The organism is Cupriavidus nantongensis (assembly GCF_001598055.1).
Classification (GTDB): Bacteria; Pseudomonadota; Gammaproteobacteria; order Burkholderiales; family Burkholderiaceae; genus Cupriavidus; species Cupriavidus nantongensis.
The window spans coordinates 2,167,411-2,183,245 of the sequence record NZ_CP014845.1; the positions used below are offsets into that span (position 1 = coordinate 2,167,411).

Sequence of the window (15,835 nt, forward strand, 5' to 3'; positions counted from 1 at the left end):
ATGGGAACACAAGCCTTGCGATCGGACATGGGCTGGAGCACGGCCGACCGCATCACGGTGCGCGGACTGGACTTGTGCCAGGACGTTCTGGGCCAGCTCGCGCTGGGTGACTTCGCCTTTCTCGAGGTCACCGGCAGGAAGCCGGACGCCGCCGAGTCGACGGTATTCAACGCCATCCTGGCAGTGCTGGTGGAGCACGGCATGACGCCTTCGGCGATGGTGGCACGGCTGACCTACCTGGGCGCACCGGAATCGATGCAGGCCGCGATCGCCGCCGGCCTGTGCGGCATGGGCACCACCTTCGCCGGCACGGCCGAAGGCGCGGCGCGCCTGCTGCAGGAGGCGCTGCCCCTGGGCACGGCCCGCGAATACGACGTGGCCGGGACCGCCGCGCGCATCGTGCAGCAGCATCGCCAGCAACGGCTGCCGGTGCCCGGCATCGGCCACCCCGTGCACAAGCCGGTCGACCCGCGGGCCGTCCGGCTGTTCGCCATCGCCGAGGAAAACGGCCTGGCCGGACCCTATGTCGCGCTGATGCAGGCGATCTCGCAAGAGGCCGAGCGCGCCTTCGGCAAGCCCGGCCAGCTGCCCGTGAACGCGACCGGTGCCATCGGCGCCATCGCCTCCGAACTCGGCCTGTCGTGGAAGCTGTGCCGCGGACTGGCGGTGGTAAGCCGCGCAGTCGGCCTGCTCGGCCACCTGGCCGAGGAAATCGAACACCCCATCGCCAATACGCTATGGGTGCGCACCGAAGAAGAAGCATCGTCGCACCTCGTGCCGAAGGAGCCGCAATGAAAATCCTGCAGAACATCCGCGTTATCGAGATCGGCCGCTTCATCACCGCGCCGCTGGCCGCGCAATTGCTGGGCGAGCTCGGCGCCGAGGTCATCAAGATCGAATCGCCCCGGGTGGTCGACCCGTTCCGCACCTTCGACGGCGGCATGTATGCCGGGCATTTCCAATCCCATAACCGCAACAAGCGCTCGCTGGCGCTCGACTTCGCCACGCCCGATGGCCGCGAAGTGCTGCAGCAACTGCTGCGCGACGCCGATGTCCTGCTGCTGAACATGCGGCCCGGCAGCGACACCAAGCTGGGGCTGGACGCGGAACACCTGCACCAGGTCAATCCGCGGCTGGTGCATTGCTCGATCACGGGCTTTGGCGCCGACGGCCCCTACGCGGATCGCCCCGCGTTCGACAACGTCGGGCAGGCGCTGTCCGGCTGGATGTCGATGTTCCATCGCGGCACCGATGCGCGCGTGCCCGGGCCGCCGGTGTCCGACACCATTTCCGGCGTCTACGCCTGCATCGGCATCCTCGGAGCGCTGGTGGAGCGCGCCACCACCGGGCGCGGCCGCAAGGTAGAGGTGTCCATGCTCGAAGCGATGATCGCGCTGGCGACCGAGCCGCTGGGGCAGTTGTCTGCCTATGGCAGCGCGCCGGAGTTCTTCAGCCGCGCGTCGAAATCGCAGTCGTACCTGGTCACGTGCCGGTGCGGGCGCCGCATCGGGATTCACCTGTCGTCGCCGGAGAAGTTCTGGCAAAGCCTGCTCGACGCGATCGAGCGCCCGGACCTGGCGCAGGCCTATCCCGACCGCATGAGCCGCGTGCAGGGCTATGACGCCATTGCCGCCGAACTCGGCGCCGTGTTCGCCACCGCCGATCGCGACACCTGGATGGCGCGGCTGCAGCAGCATGATGTGCCGGCGGCGCCGGAGCTGCGCCTCGACGAACTCGAAGACGATGCGCAGGTGCGCCACCTCGGCATCTTCTATCAGATGGAGCATCCCGAGTATGGCGCGGTGCGTGCGGCCAACCGCGCCATCCGCTACGATGGCGACAACGGCAGCGGCTTCCGCGTGCCGCCCGCATTCGGCGAGCACTCGGTCGAACTGCTGCGCGAGGCCGGCTTCGACGCGGCACGTATCGAGCAGCTGCTCGCTTCGCGCACCGTCGTCGACTATCACCGGCAGCCCGCCGGCACTACGCCCGGCTGAGGCGGTTGCGGTCAACCATGATCCCCCCATGATCGAACTCGACAAAATCGACCTCAGGATACTGTCCGAGCTTCAGCGCGACGCCAGCCTCACCAACGTGGAGCTGGCCGCGCGCGTCAACCTGTCGCCATCGCCTTGCCTGGCGCGCGTGCGCGCGCTGAAGCAGTCAGGGCTGATCAGCAAGCATGTCACGCTGCTGGATCCGCGCAAGCTTGGCCTCAACGTCAACGTGTTTATCCAGGTCAGCCTGGAGAAGCAGACGCGCGCCGGGCTGGAATCGTTCGAGCGCGCCGTGCTGGCGCTGCCGCAGGTGATGGAGTGCTACCTGATGAGCGGGGATTCCGATTACCTGATCCGGGTGCTGGTGTCCGAAGTACAGGCGCTCGAGCACTTTATCGTCGACAAGCTGACGCGGCTGGCCGGCGTGGCCAGCATCCGCTCCAGTTTTGCGCTCAAGCAGGTGAAGTACCAGACCGCGCTGCCGCTGCCCGAGCCGGTGCAGAAGAAGCAGGGACGCTAGCCGCACGCGCGCTTTGCCGCGGTCTCCGCAGCAACCCCAATTGTTGCCCGCCACACTCCCCCGGTACATTCACGTCGGCCATGCCGGCCGCAGCAGGATCGCGGGGCGGTTGCCCTGCGCAGGCGGGCCGAACGACTGAACCAACAGGAGCAGCAGATGGCAGAGCGGTACCCGGCGCAGATTCTTCAGGGCGAGTTCGGGCGTGCCACGATCAACACCACCGAGCAGCCCATTGTCGAGCACGCCCATCGCGAGTTCAACGTCATCATCAAGCTCAGCGGCGCGGATACCACCTTGCAGTCGGGCGAGGCTTCGCTGTCGGTCGACGACGACTCGGTGGTCCTGCTCAATCCGTGGGTGGTGCACGCCAAGCATCCCAGCGACAACGGTCCCGCCACGATCCTGTCGCTGTTCCTGAACCCCTGCTGGCTCGCGAGCGAATTCCCGCACACCGCGCCGCACCTCGATCACCTGTTTCCCGCGCCGCGGGTCGCGCGGGTCGACGAGTTGCGCGAAACCGTAAAGCTGCTGGTGGCCGCGATCTCGATGCGCTCGCTGGCATCGCCCGGGCTGTGCGAGGATCGCCTGAAGGCGGTGGTGGACACGGTGGTGCGGCACTATGCGAAGCTCGATGCCGCGGGCGCGGCGCTGCGCCATGCGCGGCCGAGCGACCGCCGCATCCGCAAGGCCATTGCCTATATCCACGAACACGCTGCCGAGAATCCGAAGGTCGGCGACATTACGCGCTCGGCCGGCATCTCGCGCTCGCATTTCTTTGCGCAGTTCAGCCGCTGTACCGGGGTTTCGCCGCGGCACTACATCGACAGCCTGCGCCTGGGCATCGCCACGCGCTGGCTTGCCACCACCGACCGGCCGCTGACCGACCTGGCCGACGAACTCGGCTTCGGCACCCACAGCAACTTCACGCGCTTCTTCACCCGGCACATGGCGCTGTCGCCGAGCGAATTCCGCCGGCGCGCGACCGATGTCGCGCTGCTGGAGCGGCAGTGAACGCTAGACGCGCCGCTGCCCCGTCATCGGCGAGAAGGCAGCGCGCTGGCCGATGCGGGCGTACCACGCGTCCAGCGCCGGAAACTGTGCGCACGCCGGCTCCATGATCTTCCAGAGGTTGTAGCTGATTGCGAGCGGGATATCGGCAATGGTGAAGCGCTGGCCCGCGAAATAGTCGCGCCGCCCGAGCGCGCGGTCGGCCAGGCGCAGCAGCGCCACGATGCCGTCGCGCGCGGCCTCGATTTCCTGCGCGGTGGGCGGCGTACTGCGCGGCTTGACGACGAGCACCGCCAGCGCGCGCACGGCCGGCGCCAGGTGCGCGCACTGCCAGTCCATCCATTGATCGATGGTGGCGCGCACGCGCAGGTCGTCCGAGGTCAGCCGCCCGTGCGGATCCCTGGCAGCCAGGTAGCGTAGGATGGCATGCGACTCCCAGATGGCATGGCCGTCGTCTTCGAGCGTCGGCACGCGACCGTTCGGATTCCTGGCCAGGTATTCGGGCGTATCCGTGCCGCCGGCGGCACCGCCGGTCTCCTTCAGGACATAGTGCAGGCCCAGCTCCTCGCAGGCCCACAGCACCTTCTGCACGTTGGGCGAGCCACGGTGGCCCCAGACAATCAGCATCGATCCTCCTTGCGATGGTGATGGCGATGCGCGCTATTGCGCGCGCACGGGCGGCGTCACCGAGCCGCCGATCGACTCGATCGCGCGCGTCAGCGTCTCTTCCTCGAGCTCGGCCTGGCCGCCGCTTGCCGCCACAGCTCCGATCAGCGTTGCGTCGACCCAGACCGGCAGCGAGCCGATCGCAGGCAGCAGCGGCGCGCCGTATCCCAGCGAGGCGATATTGCCCCACACCATCGGATGGTCCACATAGCGCTGGCGCAGCGCGCGCCCCGACTGCCCGCCGGTGGCCACGCAGGCAAAGGCCTTGCCGCGCGCCACTTCCATCGTGACAAAGGGCGCGCCGTCCATGCGCGCGGCGGCAACCAGGTGCCCGGCGCTGTCGATCACGACAAAGCTCAGTGCGCTGCCATGGGCTTGCGCCTGCCGCATGGCGCTTTCAAGGATCTGGCTGGCCTGGCGGTAGCTGATCAGCGTGAGGCAATTGGGATGTTGTTCGGTGTCCATGGGTCTCTCGTGTTTCAACGTCTTGAAGTCTTTCCAGCTATCGCGGCATGTTGGCTAGCGGATCGCCGTGCGGAAAGTCGCGGTGCGGCTCAGCAGCAATACCGCCACCGCGGCCACGGCGGCCGGCAGCGCGATCGCGGCATAGATGCTGGCCGGCGGCCACTGCCATCCGACCAGCAGGCCGACGCCGACCGGCCCCAGCACCGCGCCGATGCGCGCCACCCCCATCGACCAGCCGACACCCGTGGCGCGCACGCGCTCCGGATAGAGGCTTGCCGACAGTGCCAGCAACGACCCGCCCGCGGCGGAAGAGAAGAATCCGGCCAGGGTGGCCGCGATGGCGACGGCAGCGAAGCTGTGCGCCAGCGCCCCAATGCAAGCGATCGATGCGGCCGCCGCCGTCAGCGCCACCATCAGCGCGCGTTGCGGCGACACGTAGCGCAGCGCGGCGCCGATCAGCACCGTACCGGCGACGCCGCCGGCGTTGAGCAGGCCCAGCATCGATGCGGCCATCGACAGGCTCCAGCCGGCCCGCTGCAGCAATGCCGGGGTCCACACGCCCACCACCACCAGCACCGTCCAGGTCATCCAGCAGGCCAGCCACAGCCACAGCGTGGCCGTGCCGCGGCCCTCGCCGAGCAGCGTGCGCAGCGGCGCCACGCGCTGCGCGCCGCCGGCATCGGGCGTGGCGCTGCGCCGCACCTCGCGCGATTCCGGCAGCAGCCACGCCAGCACCGGCACCAGCAGCAGCGGCGCCGCCCCGCCCAGCAGGAAGATCGCCTGCCAGCCGAACCGCTCCAGCGTGAAGGCGCTCAGGAACGAGCCCGCCATGCCGCCGATCGGCACCGCCGCCCACAGCAGCGTGACCACCCGCGCGCGCAGCGCGGGCGGCGTGAACTCCGACGCCAGGCTGATGAAGTTGGGCGCCACCCCTCCCAGGCCGATGCCGGCCAGGATGCGGATCAGCAGCAACTGGCTGTACGAAGCCGCCAGCGCGGTGCCGAGCGAACTGAGCGCGATCAGCATCGTCCCGGCCACCAGCAGCCGCTTGCGGCCAAAGCGGTCGCCCAGCGCGCTGAAGGTCACGGCACCGATCAGGAAGCCGATCTGCGAGGCACTGAAGAGCGGGCCGAAGGCCTGGATGTCGATGCCGATCGACGCCGCCATGGAATCGGCCGCGGGACCGACGGACTGGGTATCGAAGCCGTCGAGGAAGGCCACCAGCCCGCACAGCACGTAGACGCGCCAGGGCAGCCGCTGCACGATGTCTGCTGCAGGTGCAACGTCCGCTTGCTCGGCGCGGATTTCAGGTTGAAGAGAGACCATGGTCATGCGCCCGGGCTTATCGGGCATTGGTAGCGGGCATTGAAGGAGGCAAGGAAAAATGCCTGCGATGCACTGCAGGCCCGTTGGCAAGCACTAGGCCCCGCCGCGCAGGGATTGCGATATCTGCGCCTGCCGCGCCGCGCTGAAGATGCGCTTCGGCAGCATGGCCTGCACCACCTTGGGCGACTGGAAGCGGTAGTTGCTCTGGGTCTGGTTGGCGTACTGCGTCACGCGGAAGCCGCCTTCGATGCTGCAAAGCGCATACACGTCGTGCCAGGACAGCCCGGTCGCCGCGCTGACCCAGCCGATCATCTGCCTCAGCCCGGCGGTGAGCGCGTCTTCCAGGCTTGACCCCGAGCCCAGCACGATCCAGTGCGTCGGCGTTTCGGCCACCGGCGCGCTCAGCGCGATGCGCTTGTGCAGCACGTACTGGATGCGCAGGTCTTCCATCGCGGTTTCGATGCCGGTCTGGTTGACCGCGCCGTCGCCCTGCGCGGCGTTCGAGTCGCCGGTCCACATCCGGGCGCCGGGCACCTGCACCGACACGAACAGCGCGGTGCCTTCGACCAGTGCCGGCAGCGACAGATTGCCGCCATTGGCGCCCAGCAACAACGCGCTGGTCGGCTTGTCGCCGGCCGGCTGCGCTGCGATCGCGCCCTGCGCCGGCGCCAGCGGGATGCGCACGCCGGGCGCGAATTCCGCGAAGCGCCGCTCGGCGTCGAAGCGGAAGTAATGCAGGTACGGTTCCTGGAAATCCCCCGGCAACGCCCCCATGCCCTTGACCGTCGAATTCCAGCCCCAGTCGATCGGCCGCAGACGCAGCATCCTGCACTCGACCACATCGCCCGGCATTGCCCCTTTGATGCTGACCGGGCCGACCAGCGATTGCGGCCCCTGCGGATAGCGCTTGCGCACCACGTTGCGCTCGGCAAACGACATGCCGTACTTCGCTTCATTGCCCCAGTGCACCCACGTGTCGGGGTAATGCACGACATCGCCCGATTCGATCTCGAGCACCGGCGGCACCGCCGGGTCCATCTCGCCGACGCGCACCGTCTGCGGCGTGGAGCGCAGCGTGTGGACCTTGCCATGCTGGTTCGGGTCGAACACGCGCACGTGGCCGCCCTCGCCCTCGGCTGCGTGGGACGATGCGGCGTGGGCGCGCGCGCCCGCCAGCATCGACGCCGCGCCGATGCCGGCAAACTTCAGCATGCCGCGCCGGCTGAGCCCGGCCGCAAGCCGGCGGATGGCGTCATCCGAGCCATCGATCTGGCCGAAATCGGTTGTCTCTGTGGTCACTTGCTTTCCCCCAAGGTTTGCCCGGCCGAACGCTGCCGGTTCCGGCGTTGCGGTCGCACGTGGCGATCGGTTCCACGATAACTGCGGCGGTGCGGCAGCCGCTGCCCGGCGCGTCGCCCCGCTTATCAGATCGTCCGATTTTCAGAGCGCCGCCGCGCCGCGTGCGCCGAGCACCACGGCGGCAAGCCAGGCGCGTTCGGTCCCGTGGTTCAGCCAGCGATGGCGCACCCCGTTCTGCACCACCGTATCGCCCGCCTGCAGGTTGGTCGCGACGCCACCGTCGAGCTCGAGCGTGATGGCTCCGCTCAGCACCACGACGAAGTCGATCGACGTAGTCGCATGCATGCCCGGCACCTCCGGGTCCATCAGCTCCAGCAGCCCGGGAATGTCCCGCTCCATCTCTTCCCTGGCCCGTTCCGGATCGGCCGGCGGCTGCGCGCGCAGGACCTCCGCCAGCGGCGGCACGCTGAAGACCGAGAAGTGATAGCCGCCCGGCGGCGGCGAGAATGCCGGCGCTGCCGACGGTTCGCCCGGATTCGGCACGGCGGGCGCTGCCGCCGCGCCCCACAGCGGCACCGTGGTCACGCCGCCCGCAAGCGCCGGCGCGCGTTCGGGCACTTCGATGTCGGAGGCGATCACCGCCTTGCCGCGCTGCAACCCTGTCACCACCCGCCTGACCGTCTTCATGGCTTGTCTCCTGGAGCGTCGCACTGTTGGCATGCCGGACTGGCATCGGCTGATCCCGCCATCGCCTGCCCGCTTCTGATGCAGCGCGAGTCTAGGACCTAACCGGCCATGCGCGCCCGGGCCCGACACGCGCGCACGAAATTTTTGGACTGCCGGTTAAACCTGCGGGCTATCCGGTCACGTCGATTGAGCGCTGCGCGCTTACGCTGGGTCCTCAACGGCGGCGGGCTGCCGGCTCGCAAACACGCGATCCCGGCCTCCGCCTTCCTTCGACCCGCATGCACCAGCCCACAACATGAAGATCATTGCTTATGCGGACGGCAACGCTACCGCGCTTGGCGTCGTCACCAGCCCCACGCATTTCGTCGCGGTCGCGGAGATCGCCCCGGAGCTGCCCTCCAGCCTGATCGCGATCCTGGAAAGCGAGCACGGCCTCGCCCGCCTGCGCGATGCCGCGGCCGGCGCAGTGGGCCAGCGCGCGCTGGACTCGGTCCGGCTCAAGCCGTTTCTCGAGCGCCCCAATGCCATGTGGGCGCTGGCGCTGAACTTCAAGAGCCACCTGGCCGAGACCGGGCTGCAGACCAACGGCGACTATCCGCATCTCTTCCTGCGCACGCCGGCCTCCTATGTCGGTGCCGGCGAGGCGGTCGTGGCGCCGCCCGAAGCCGTTGCGCGCGCGTTCGATTACGAAGGGGAACTGGGGGTCGTCATCGGCAAGCCCGGACGCTACATCCCCGAGCAGCGCGCGCTGGAGCACGTGGCCGGGTACACCTGCGTCAACGAAGGCTCGGTGCGCGAGTACCAGGTGCACAACCGCCAGTTCGGCCTGGGCAAGAACTTTGAAGCCTCGGGTTCGTACGGGCCCTGGCTGATGACCGCCGACGAGTTCGGCGATCCCGCCACCCACACGGTGCAGACCCGCCTGAACGGCGTGGTGCGCCAGCGCGCGCGGCTCGACGACATGCTGTGCGGCGTCGCCCGGGTGATCAGCTACCTGAGCCAGGGCTACAACCTGCGGCCCGGCGACCTGATTGCGATGGGCACGCCGGGCGCACTCAAGCCGCAGCCCGACGACGTGGCCGGCCGCGACCTGTCGCGCCAGTACGGCCTGTTCAAGGTGCCGGGGCTGGTCCACATGCGTGCCGGCGACGTGGTCGAGGTGGAGATCGACGGCCTGGGCATCCTGCGCAACCCGGTGGTCGGGGACGAAGCGCATCCGGGAGCCCAACGCTAGCCGCAAGCGGCACTTGCCTGCTGCCCCACGGCGCTGTGTGCCTGTGCGCCGGTCGTGTTCCTTTTTCGCATTCATAACAAGAGAAAGTGGAGGAGAAGATGTTGGAAGCACGTCATTGCCTGAAGCACAGCCTGACCCTTGCATTGCTCGCCGGGCTCGGGGCGTCGGCCACCGCAAACGCCGGGGGAGTGCGGCTCTATGGGCTGATCGACACCTACGTCGGCAGCGTCAAGCCGAGCGGCGCGCCGCGCAGTTCCTGGCAGCTCGACAACGGGGGCGAAACCACGCCGTTCTGGGGCTTCGGCGGCGAAGAAGACCTCGGCGGCGGCCTGAGCACCGTGTTCGCCGTCGAGAGCTTTTTTCGTCCCGACACCGGTGAGATGGGCCGCAGCCCGACCGACTCGATGTTTGCACGCAACGCCTATGTCGGCCTGTCGTCGAACAAGTTCGGCGAGCTGCGCATCGGCAGGAATTCCACGCCCATGCTCTATCTGACCGGGCAGTTCAATCCCTTTGCCGGCTCGACGCGCTTCTCGCCACTGAACGTGCAGAACTGGATCCCGTCCTTCGGGCGCCTGATCCATGGCGATACCGGCTGGAGCAACGCGGTGCGCTACCTGTCGCCGAGCTTTGGCGGGCTGAGCTTCCAGCTGATGTATGGACTGGGCGAGGCCGCGACCAACAATGGCACCAACAACATGGGCGCCATGATCCGCTACCAGAACGGCCCGCTCGACCTGGCCGTGGGCGGCAACCACACCAAGACCGGCGCGGCCATCACCGCGCTGGAGCCGAGCCAGAAGGTGCTGTTCACGGGGGCTTCGTACGACTTCAAGGTGCTGAAGCTGTTCGGCACCTTCAACATGACGAAGAACGGGCGCTCCGAAGTGCGGACCTATACCTACCAGGCCGGGATCTCGGCTCCGATCGGACCGGGCCGGCTCAATGCCAGCTACGCGTGGACCAAAAACGACCGCCGCATCCAGGATGACTTCAACCGCACTACGGCAGCGATCGGCTATAGCTATGACCTGTCCAAGCGTACCGACGTCTATGCCAACTATCTCTACGACAAGCTGACCACCGCCGGCACCGGCAACACCTTTGGCGTAGGGCTGCGGCACAAGTTCTGAGTCCGCCCGCGCGCGGCACATCGTGCCGCCCGAAGCCGGGCAAGGCGGAACGATCCACGCTTTGCCCGGTGCATCGCCCATGCAAACGGCACATGCTGCCGCGCCCCGCTACTTAGAATGGATCGCAGCGTGGTATCGCCACCATCAGAACGATAATTCGACAGGAGACCGCATGCGCTATCCGAACATCCTCTCCGGCCTGTTGGGCATCGCCGCGACGATACTCGCTGCAGTGCCCGCCATGGCGGGCGCACAGGAATATCCGAGCCGCCCCATCCGCCTGGTGGTGCCGTTCGTTCCCGGCGGCGTTACCGACGCCACCGCGCGCCTGCTGGCCAACAAGCTGGGCCAGTCGCTGGGCCAGAACGTGGTCGTCGACAACCGTCCCGGCGCCTCGGGCAATATCGGCGCCGAGATCGTGGCCAGGTCCGGTGCCGACGGCTACACGCTGCTGCTGGGCTTCGACGGCGCGCTCGTGACCGGCACGCACATTACCCGGCCGCGCTTCGATGTGCTGAAGGACTTCGCGCCGGTGACCAAGATCGGCGATGCCACGCTGATCTTCGTGACCAGCCCGGCCGTACCGGCCAAGACCTTCAATGAACTGGTGGCGTACGCGCGCACCAGCAAGGGCGGCGGACTGCCGTTCGGCAGTTCCGGCACCGGCACCACCTGCCATCTCGCCGGCGAGCTGTTGCGCGAACAGGCCGGCATCCCGCTGCAGCACATCGCCTACAAGGGCGGCTCGCAGGCGCTGACCGACGTGCTCGGCGGCTCGTTGCCGGTGCTGTGCACGGCCGTCGCGAGCGTGTCGCAGTATGTGAAGAACGGCCAGGTCCGCGCGATTGCGGTGACCGGCAGCCATCGCGTCGCCTCGCTGCCCGAGGTGCCGACCCTGATGGAATCGGGGGTCAGGAACTTCAGCGTCGATTCCTGGGTAGGCATCCTTGCGCCGGCGGGCTCGCCCGCCGCTGTCGTGACCCGCCTGCAGCAGGAAATCCGCAAGGTGCTGGACCAGCCGGAAACGCGCAGCAAGATGCTCGACCTGGGCATTGCCCCGGTCGGCAACACACCGGAAGACTTCGGCCGGCAGATCCACCACGACTATGCAAGATACGGCGAGGTGGTGAAGAAGGCCGGCATCACACTCAACTAGGCGCAGCGGCCTTGCTACAGCGCTGCTTGCGCCTGCTCATCCCGATCCCCTCCCATCCTGACGATCATGTTCTCTACCAGCGATCTTTCCGACGAGCATCCCGACACCACGTTTGTCTGCCAGCTGCAGTTCCGCAGCTTCGGCCTGCGCGAGCAGTTTTCAGGACCATGCGCGACCCTGCGCGTGCAGGAGGACCATCGGCCCGTGCTGCGCCAGCTATCCGCGCCCGGCGCCGGGCGCGTGCTGGTGGTCGACGTGGGCGGCTCGCTGCGCATTGGCGTCTTTGGCGACCGGCTCGCCGCGCTGGCTTCAGCCAACGGATGGGCCGGCCTGGTGATCCACGGCGTGATCCGCGACAGCAAGGCCGTCAACGGCATCGATATCGGCGTCAAGGCGCTGGGCACCACGGCGCTGCGCAATGCGGCCGAACAGCCCGGCGCCGCCGACGACATCCCGCTGAACTTCGGCAACGTGACGTTCCGGCCGGGCGACTGGGTCTATTGCGACGCGGACGCCGTGCTGATCAGCCCGCAGCCGATCCGCGCGGGCGGGCCGCAGGACTACTGATCGTGGAGACGCCAATGTCCGTGCCCAATCAACATGAGCCGCCGTTGCCCGGCATCGGCGTGCCGGTACACGGCCTGCACCACTTCGCCTGGCGCTGCCGCGATGCCGAGGAGACGCGCCACTTCTATGAAGACTTGCTGGGCTTGCCGCTGATCCACATGGTCCGCGCCGATGTGGTGCCCAGCACCGGCGAACGCTGCCCGTATGCGCATCTGTTCTTCGAGATGCAGGACGGCGGCTGCATCGCCTTCTTCGACCTGGGCGACGACCAGGCGGCGCTGCCTTCGCCGAACACCCCGCCGTGGGTCAACCATCTGGCGCTGCGCGTCGCCTCGCGTGAAGACCTGCTGCAGGCCTGCCACCGGCTGCGCGCCGCCGGCGTCGAAGTGCTGGGCGTGACCGACCATCATTTCCTTGAGTCGATCTACTTCTTCGACCCCAACGGCATACGGCTCGAGCTGACCACGCCAGCCGGCGACCCCGACTACGCCCGCGCAGCGCGCGCGAGCGCCCATCGCCAATGCGCGGAATGGGTCGCGGAGAAGGCCAGGGCGCGGCAGCAGCGCCAGGCGGCGCAAGGGCCCGGATCCCGCTGAACACACCACGCCGCTAGTCACCCGCCGGCCGGCAGTGGCGCCCATTGACGATGGGCGCCTGTCTGCGGCCGCGACTGCCAATGCTTGCACGGCTTGCGCAGACATCCGCACGCAGGCGTCCCCCTTCCCATTCAGAACCACACACGAGATGCGCAATGCCTGACCTCTCACGCAAATACGAGTTCGACCGGCTGCCGGTCATCATCCAGTTCCAGGAGCCGGCCGGCATGGCCGAGACCTACGGCTTTGCCGGCAGCCAGGGCTATACCTTCCTGGAAGGGCAGCGGCTGGTGCCGCGCGGCGCCCGGTCCAGCGTGGTCTACCTGTTCATGCACCCGTCGTCCACGCTGCAGCTGATGCCGATGCCGGCCGCGCTGGCGCAAGCGGGCATGCATGTGCTGTGCGCCGGCAGCCGCTACGCCAGGAACGATACCGCGCTGATCATGGAAAAGGTGGCGTTCGACCTTGGCGCCTATATCCGCCATGCGCGCGAGGTGCTCGGCTATCAGAAGGTGGTGCTGGTGGGCTGGTCGGGCGGAGGCGCGCTGTCGCTGTTCTACCAGGCCCAGGCAGAGCAGCCAACGATTACGCACACGCCCGCCGGCGATCCGTACGACCTGACGCAGGCGCGCCTGATGCCGGCCGATGCGCTGATCTTCGTCGCCGCCCACCTGAGCCGGCCCGAGACCCTGACCGAGTGGCTGGACCCGTCCGTCACCGACGAACTCGATCCCGACCGGCGCGAACTGGAATTCGATATCTACGACCCGCGCTGTCCGCATCAGCCGGCGTACACCACGGAATTCATCGCACGCTTCCGCCAGGCACAACGCGCACGCAACCGCCGCATCAGCGACTGGGCCATCGACATGCTGGCCCGGCTGAAACGCAACGGCACGGAACTGGAGCGCGGCTTCGTCGTGCATCGCACCATGTGCGATGTGCGCTGGCGCGATACCAGCATCGACCCGAACGGGCGCAAGGCGGACTGGTGCTATCTGGGCGATCCGCGCGTGGTCAACTCGGGACCGGTGGGCCTGGCGCGTTATTCGACCCTGCGCAGCTGGCTCTCGCAATGGTCGTATGACCATTCCAACATCAAGGGCCCGGTGAATGCGGCGCGCATACGGCATACGCCGGTGCTGCAGATCGAGAACGGCGCCGACGACGCGGTGCCCGCCACGCACAACCCGCAGGTGTTCGAGGCACTGGCAACCGCCGACAAGGAATTCGTGCGCATCGAAGGCGCCACGCATTACTACCTCGAGCAGCCCGAGCAAATGCGGCAGTGCCTTGAGATCGTGGCAGGGTGGTCCGGGCGCAAGGTTGGCGCATAACCCAGCAAAGCGGCAAAGCGGCGGCACCTGGCCGCCGCTTTGCGTTTTCGGCGCAAGCCAGCAAGGATCACGGCAGCGGCGGCTTGGGCAGGCGCGTCTCGCCCGGCTCCAGCTTCAGCTCGACATCCAGGCGGAAGCCGCCGTTGCCATCCGGCTCGAAATCGCGCAGCAGGGAACCCACGGCGCCAAACGCTGCATCGCTGAAGGCATACGGGTCCAGCGCATCGAAGATCTGCGTGGTCAGCACCTTGTGCCCCGGCGCGATGGCGATGAAGTGCAGGTGCGCCGGGCGCATGTGGTCGCGGTTCTGCAGCTTCAGCAGTTCGCCGCAGGGGCCGTCGATCGGCACGCCATAGCCCGACGGCCGCACGCTGTCGAACCAGAAGCGCCCTTCGGCGTCGGTCTCGAACACGGCACGCAGGTTCATGTCTTCCTGGTGCTCGTCCTGGTTCTCGTACAGGCCGCTCGGCGCGGCCTGCCAGGTCTCGATGCGCGCGCCGGCGATGGGCGTGCCGTCGATCGACACCACACGGCCGCGCACCGTCAGCGGGTCGCCGGTAGTGTCAGGGGTGGCGATATGCGCGCCGTTGGGCCGCACCGGCTGGTTGGCGCGCCAGAACGGGCCGATCAGCGCGGGCTCGGTGCCGCCGGCGGCCAGCACGGCCTTGGCATCCATCAGCAGCACCAGCGTGGCGAGCCCAAGGATATCCGCGAGCAGGATGCCCTCGTGCTTCTTCGGTCCGGTAGCCTGGCCGATGCGGACCATGAAGTCCAGGCCGGCGTGGAGTTCTTCATAAGTCAGCTGCACCTCCGACGCGAACGCATGCGCATGCCGGATCAGCGCATCGAGAATGGTGCGGGTACGCGCGTCGGCAGTGCCGGCATTGGCCTTGAGCACGGCTTCCAGCAGCGCCTCGGGGGTGGCGGGAATCGATTGGGAAGCCGCAGCGGAAGCGGCGCTTGCGCGGGCTACGGAAGCAGAAGTCATGGTGTGGTCAGCTCCTGAGGGAAGTGGGGATGGAATCTGGCGCGGAGCGGGGCGTCGATGTGACGCCCCGCTGCATGCCGCAGGCGCCTGCTCGTTGACCACGCGTCCGGGTCGCCGCGGACGTCGTCAGCCTTCGGAGCGCGGCTGCGCCGGGTCCGACCCGCTTTCCTTGATGTAGCCGTCGTCGCCGTAGACCAGGCCGGTGGACTCGGCTGCCTTGACCACGTCCGGATGCCAGGCGATGCGGCCGCATTCTTCGTCGGTGCCGCCCACCACAGAGTAGACCACCAGCGCGTGGTCGTTGGGGTTGCGGAACCCGCGCATCACGCCGATCGGGCACGAGATCACATCCCACTGGTTCAGCATCAGCGAATACTGGCCCTTCTCGCCCCAGATCACTTCCATCTGGCCGTTCAGCGGGCAGAACACTTCCTCGGTCTTGTGCGCATGCAGGCTGGCGCCCTGCCCGACCGGGATTTCGATGAAGGTCACGCCAAAGCGGTGATTGCCCGGGATCGCCGGCTCGACGCCTTTGTTCTCGAGCACGCCGCGATTCATGATCTTGTAGATGTTCTTCTTCATCCCGGGCAGGCGGCTTTCGATAAAGGTCTCGCCGTAAGGCTTGACCTTGCCCCAGCGCGCGATGCGGGTGGCTTCCATTTCCTGTGGGGTCGGATCCATATTGCTCCTCGGTGTCATGAAGTTGGGAAAACGAGAGGCGTTCGCCTCTGTTCGTGCAACTTTATGAACCGCTCACAGGCAAGTCCAACATCATTTTTCGCCGGGCGCCATAACAATCCGGTATCGGGTTTTGCGCCGGGCCGCTGCCTGCGCCGGGTCGGAATTCCGGCCTTTC

The 15,835-nt window shown here is 67.8% G+C and carries 17 protein-coding genes; 10 read left to right on the forward strand and 7 right to left on the reverse strand.

All coding sequences use genetic code 11. From position 1 onward, the window contains the following. From A2G96_RS30575 to A2G96_RS30590, 4 genes are all read left to right on the forward strand, one after another. Positions 1 to 795 carry a citryl-CoA lyase gene (locus tag A2G96_RS30575; RefSeq protein WP_062803859.1) on the forward strand — a complete coding sequence of 265 codons (795 nt, stop codon included), beginning with the start codon at positions 1 to 3 and terminating at the stop codon, positions 793 to 795. Then, complete coding sequence (locus A2G96_RS30580; protein WP_062803860.1) at positions 792 to 1,997, forward strand: CaiB/BaiF CoA transferase family protein; 1,206 nt, start codon at positions 792 to 794, stop codon at positions 1,995 to 1,997. The genes A2G96_RS30575 and A2G96_RS30580 overlap by 4 nt, the downstream gene beginning before the upstream one ends. A gap of 28 nt (positions 1,998 to 2,025) precedes the next feature. Further along, on the forward strand, positions 2,026 to 2,517 hold the full coding sequence (locus tag A2G96_RS30585) for an Lrp/AsnC family transcriptional regulator (RefSeq protein ID WP_062803861.1): 492 nt from the start codon (positions 2,026 to 2,028) through the stop codon (positions 2,515 to 2,517). Positions 2,518 to 2,673: 156 nt separating this feature from the next. Then, entirely contained in the window at positions 2,674 to 3,528 is an 855-nt protein-coding gene (locus A2G96_RS30590) for a helix-turn-helix domain-containing protein (protein WP_062803862.1), read from the forward strand. A gap of 3 nt (positions 3,529 to 3,531) precedes the next feature. Here the strand turns inward: A2G96_RS30590 and A2G96_RS30595 are convergent, their stop codons facing one another. The 5 genes from A2G96_RS30595 to A2G96_RS34210 all read right to left on the reverse strand — a co-directional run bounded on the left by A2G96_RS30595 (position 3,532) and on the right by A2G96_RS34210 (position 7,968). Beyond that, the gene (locus A2G96_RS30595) at positions 3,532 to 4,152 is read right to left on the reverse strand and encodes a glutathione S-transferase family protein (RefSeq protein ID WP_062803863.1); all 621 of its coding nucleotides are present in this window, start codon (positions 4,150 to 4,152) and stop codon (positions 3,532 to 3,534) included. 33 nt (positions 4,153 to 4,185) lie between these two features. Continuing rightward, positions 4,186 to 4,656 carry a GlcG/HbpS family heme-binding protein gene (locus A2G96_RS30600; RefSeq protein WP_062803864.1) on the reverse strand — a complete coding sequence of 157 codons (471 nt, stop codon included), beginning with the start codon at positions 4,654 to 4,656 and terminating at the stop codon, positions 4,186 to 4,188. Between the two features lie 54 nt (positions 4,657 to 4,710). After that, positions 4,711 to 5,988, reverse strand: coding sequence for an MFS transporter (locus A2G96_RS30605; protein WP_231909707.1), 1,278 nt, complete (start codon positions 5,986 to 5,988; stop codon positions 4,711 to 4,713). Between the two features lie 87 nt (positions 5,989 to 6,075). Continuing rightward, positions 6,076 to 7,281: an acetamidase/formamidase family protein gene (locus A2G96_RS30610; RefSeq protein WP_062803866.1), complete on the reverse strand. Its 1,206-nt coding sequence runs from the start codon at positions 7,279 to 7,281 to the stop codon at positions 6,076 to 6,078. 141 nt (positions 7,282 to 7,422) lie between these two features. Then, positions 7,423 to 7,968, reverse strand: a complete 546-nt coding sequence (locus A2G96_RS34210) for a cupin domain-containing protein (protein ID WP_062803867.1) — start codon at positions 7,966 to 7,968, stop codon at positions 7,423 to 7,425. A 295-nt stretch (positions 7,969 to 8,263) separates the two neighbouring features. Between A2G96_RS34210 and A2G96_RS30620 the strand changes: the two genes are divergently transcribed. From A2G96_RS30620 to A2G96_RS30645, 6 genes are all read left to right on the forward strand, one after another. After that, on the forward strand, positions 8,264 to 9,202 hold the full coding sequence (locus tag A2G96_RS30620; protein WP_062803868.1) for a fumarylacetoacetate hydrolase family protein: 939 nt from the start codon (positions 8,264 to 8,266) through the stop codon (positions 9,200 to 9,202). Between the two features lie 98 nt (positions 9,203 to 9,300). After that, positions 9,301 to 10,335, forward strand: coding sequence for a porin (locus A2G96_RS30625; protein WP_082819164.1), 1,035 nt, complete (start codon positions 9,301 to 9,303; stop codon positions 10,333 to 10,335). Positions 10,336 to 10,507: 172 nt separating this feature from the next. Next, complete coding sequence (locus tag A2G96_RS30630) at positions 10,508 to 11,491, forward strand: Bug family tripartite tricarboxylate transporter substrate binding protein (RefSeq protein ID WP_062803870.1); 984 nt, start codon at positions 10,508 to 10,510, stop codon at positions 11,489 to 11,491. A gap of 66 nt (positions 11,492 to 11,557) precedes the next feature. Continuing rightward, the gene (rraA, locus tag A2G96_RS30635; protein WP_062803871.1) at positions 11,558 to 12,058 is read left to right on the forward strand and encodes a ribonuclease E activity regulator RraA; all 501 of its coding nucleotides are present in this window, start codon (positions 11,558 to 11,560) and stop codon (positions 12,056 to 12,058) included. 14 nt (positions 12,059 to 12,072) lie between these two features. Continuing rightward, positions 12,073 to 12,654 carry a VOC family protein gene (locus tag A2G96_RS30640; protein ID WP_062803872.1) on the forward strand — a complete coding sequence of 194 codons (582 nt, stop codon included), beginning with the start codon at positions 12,073 to 12,075 and terminating at the stop codon, positions 12,652 to 12,654. Positions 12,655 to 12,809: 155 nt separating this feature from the next. Further along, entirely contained in the window at positions 12,810 to 13,991 is a 1,182-nt protein-coding gene (locus A2G96_RS30645; protein WP_062803873.1) for an alpha/beta hydrolase family protein, read from the forward strand. Between the two features lie 67 nt (positions 13,992 to 14,058). On the opposite strand, the gene A2G96_RS30650 is transcribed toward A2G96_RS30645, so the two are convergent. Both A2G96_RS30650 and A2G96_RS30655 read right to left on the reverse strand, forming a co-directional pair. After that, on the reverse strand, positions 14,059 to 14,979 hold the full coding sequence (locus A2G96_RS30650; RefSeq protein ID WP_062803874.1) for a dioxygenase family protein: 921 nt from the start codon (positions 14,977 to 14,979) through the stop codon (positions 14,059 to 14,061). A 126-nt stretch (positions 14,980 to 15,105) separates the two neighbouring features. Continuing rightward, positions 15,106 to 15,660, reverse strand: coding sequence for a cupin domain-containing protein (locus tag A2G96_RS30655; protein WP_062803875.1), 555 nt, complete (start codon positions 15,658 to 15,660; stop codon positions 15,106 to 15,108). Positions 15,661 to 15,835 lie beyond the last annotated feature (175 nt).

Bases quoted from the DNA above. Each gene is read 5' to 3' on its own strand.
- A2G96_RS30575 (WP_062803859.1), top strand. From the start codon at position 1: ATGGGAACACAAGCCTTGCGATCGGACATGGGCTGGAGCACGGCCGAC.
- A2G96_RS30580 (WP_062803860.1), top strand. From the start codon at position 792: ATGAAAATCCTGCAGAACATCCGCGTTATCGAGATCGGCCGCTTCATC.
- A2G96_RS30585 (WP_062803861.1), top strand. From the start codon at position 2,026: ATGATCGAACTCGACAAAATCGACCTCAGGATACTGTCCGAGCTTCAG.
- A2G96_RS30590 (WP_062803862.1), top strand. From the start codon at position 2,674: ATGGCAGAGCGGTACCCGGCGCAGATTCTTCAGGGCGAGTTCGGGCGT.
- A2G96_RS30595 (WP_062803863.1), bottom strand. From the start codon at position 4,152: ATGCTGATTGTCTGGGGCCACCGTGGCTCGCCCAACGTGCAGAAGGTG.
- A2G96_RS30600 (WP_062803864.1), bottom strand. From the start codon at position 4,656: ATGGACACCGAACAACATCCCAATTGCCTCACGCTGATCAGCTACCGC.
- A2G96_RS30605 (WP_231909707.1), bottom strand. From the start codon at position 5,988: ATGACCATGGTCTCTCTTCAACCTGAAATCCGCGCCGAGCAAGCGGAC.
- A2G96_RS34210 (WP_062803867.1), bottom strand. From the start codon at position 7,968: ATGAAGACGGTCAGGCGGGTGGTGACAGGGTTGCAGCGCGGCAAGGCG.
- A2G96_RS30620 (WP_062803868.1), top strand. From the start codon at position 8,264: ATGAAGATCATTGCTTATGCGGACGGCAACGCTACCGCGCTTGGCGTC.
- A2G96_RS30625 (WP_082819164.1), top strand. From the start codon at position 9,301: ATGTTGGAAGCACGTCATTGCCTGAAGCACAGCCTGACCCTTGCATTG.
- A2G96_RS30630 (WP_062803870.1), top strand. From the start codon at position 10,508: ATGCGCTATCCGAACATCCTCTCCGGCCTGTTGGGCATCGCCGCGACG.
- rraA (WP_062803871.1), top strand. From the start codon at position 11,558: ATGTTCTCTACCAGCGATCTTTCCGACGAGCATCCCGACACCACGTTT.
- A2G96_RS30640 (WP_062803872.1), top strand. From the start codon at position 12,073: ATGTCCGTGCCCAATCAACATGAGCCGCCGTTGCCCGGCATCGGCGTG.
- A2G96_RS30645 (WP_062803873.1), top strand. From the start codon at position 12,810: ATGCCTGACCTCTCACGCAAATACGAGTTCGACCGGCTGCCGGTCATC.
- A2G96_RS30650 (WP_062803874.1), bottom strand. From the start codon at position 14,979: ATGACTTCTGCTTCCGTAGCCCGCGCAAGCGCCGCTTCCGCTGCGGCT.
- A2G96_RS30655 (WP_062803875.1), bottom strand. From the start codon at position 15,660: ATGGATCCGACCCCACAGGAAATGGAAGCCACCCGCATCGCGCGCTGG.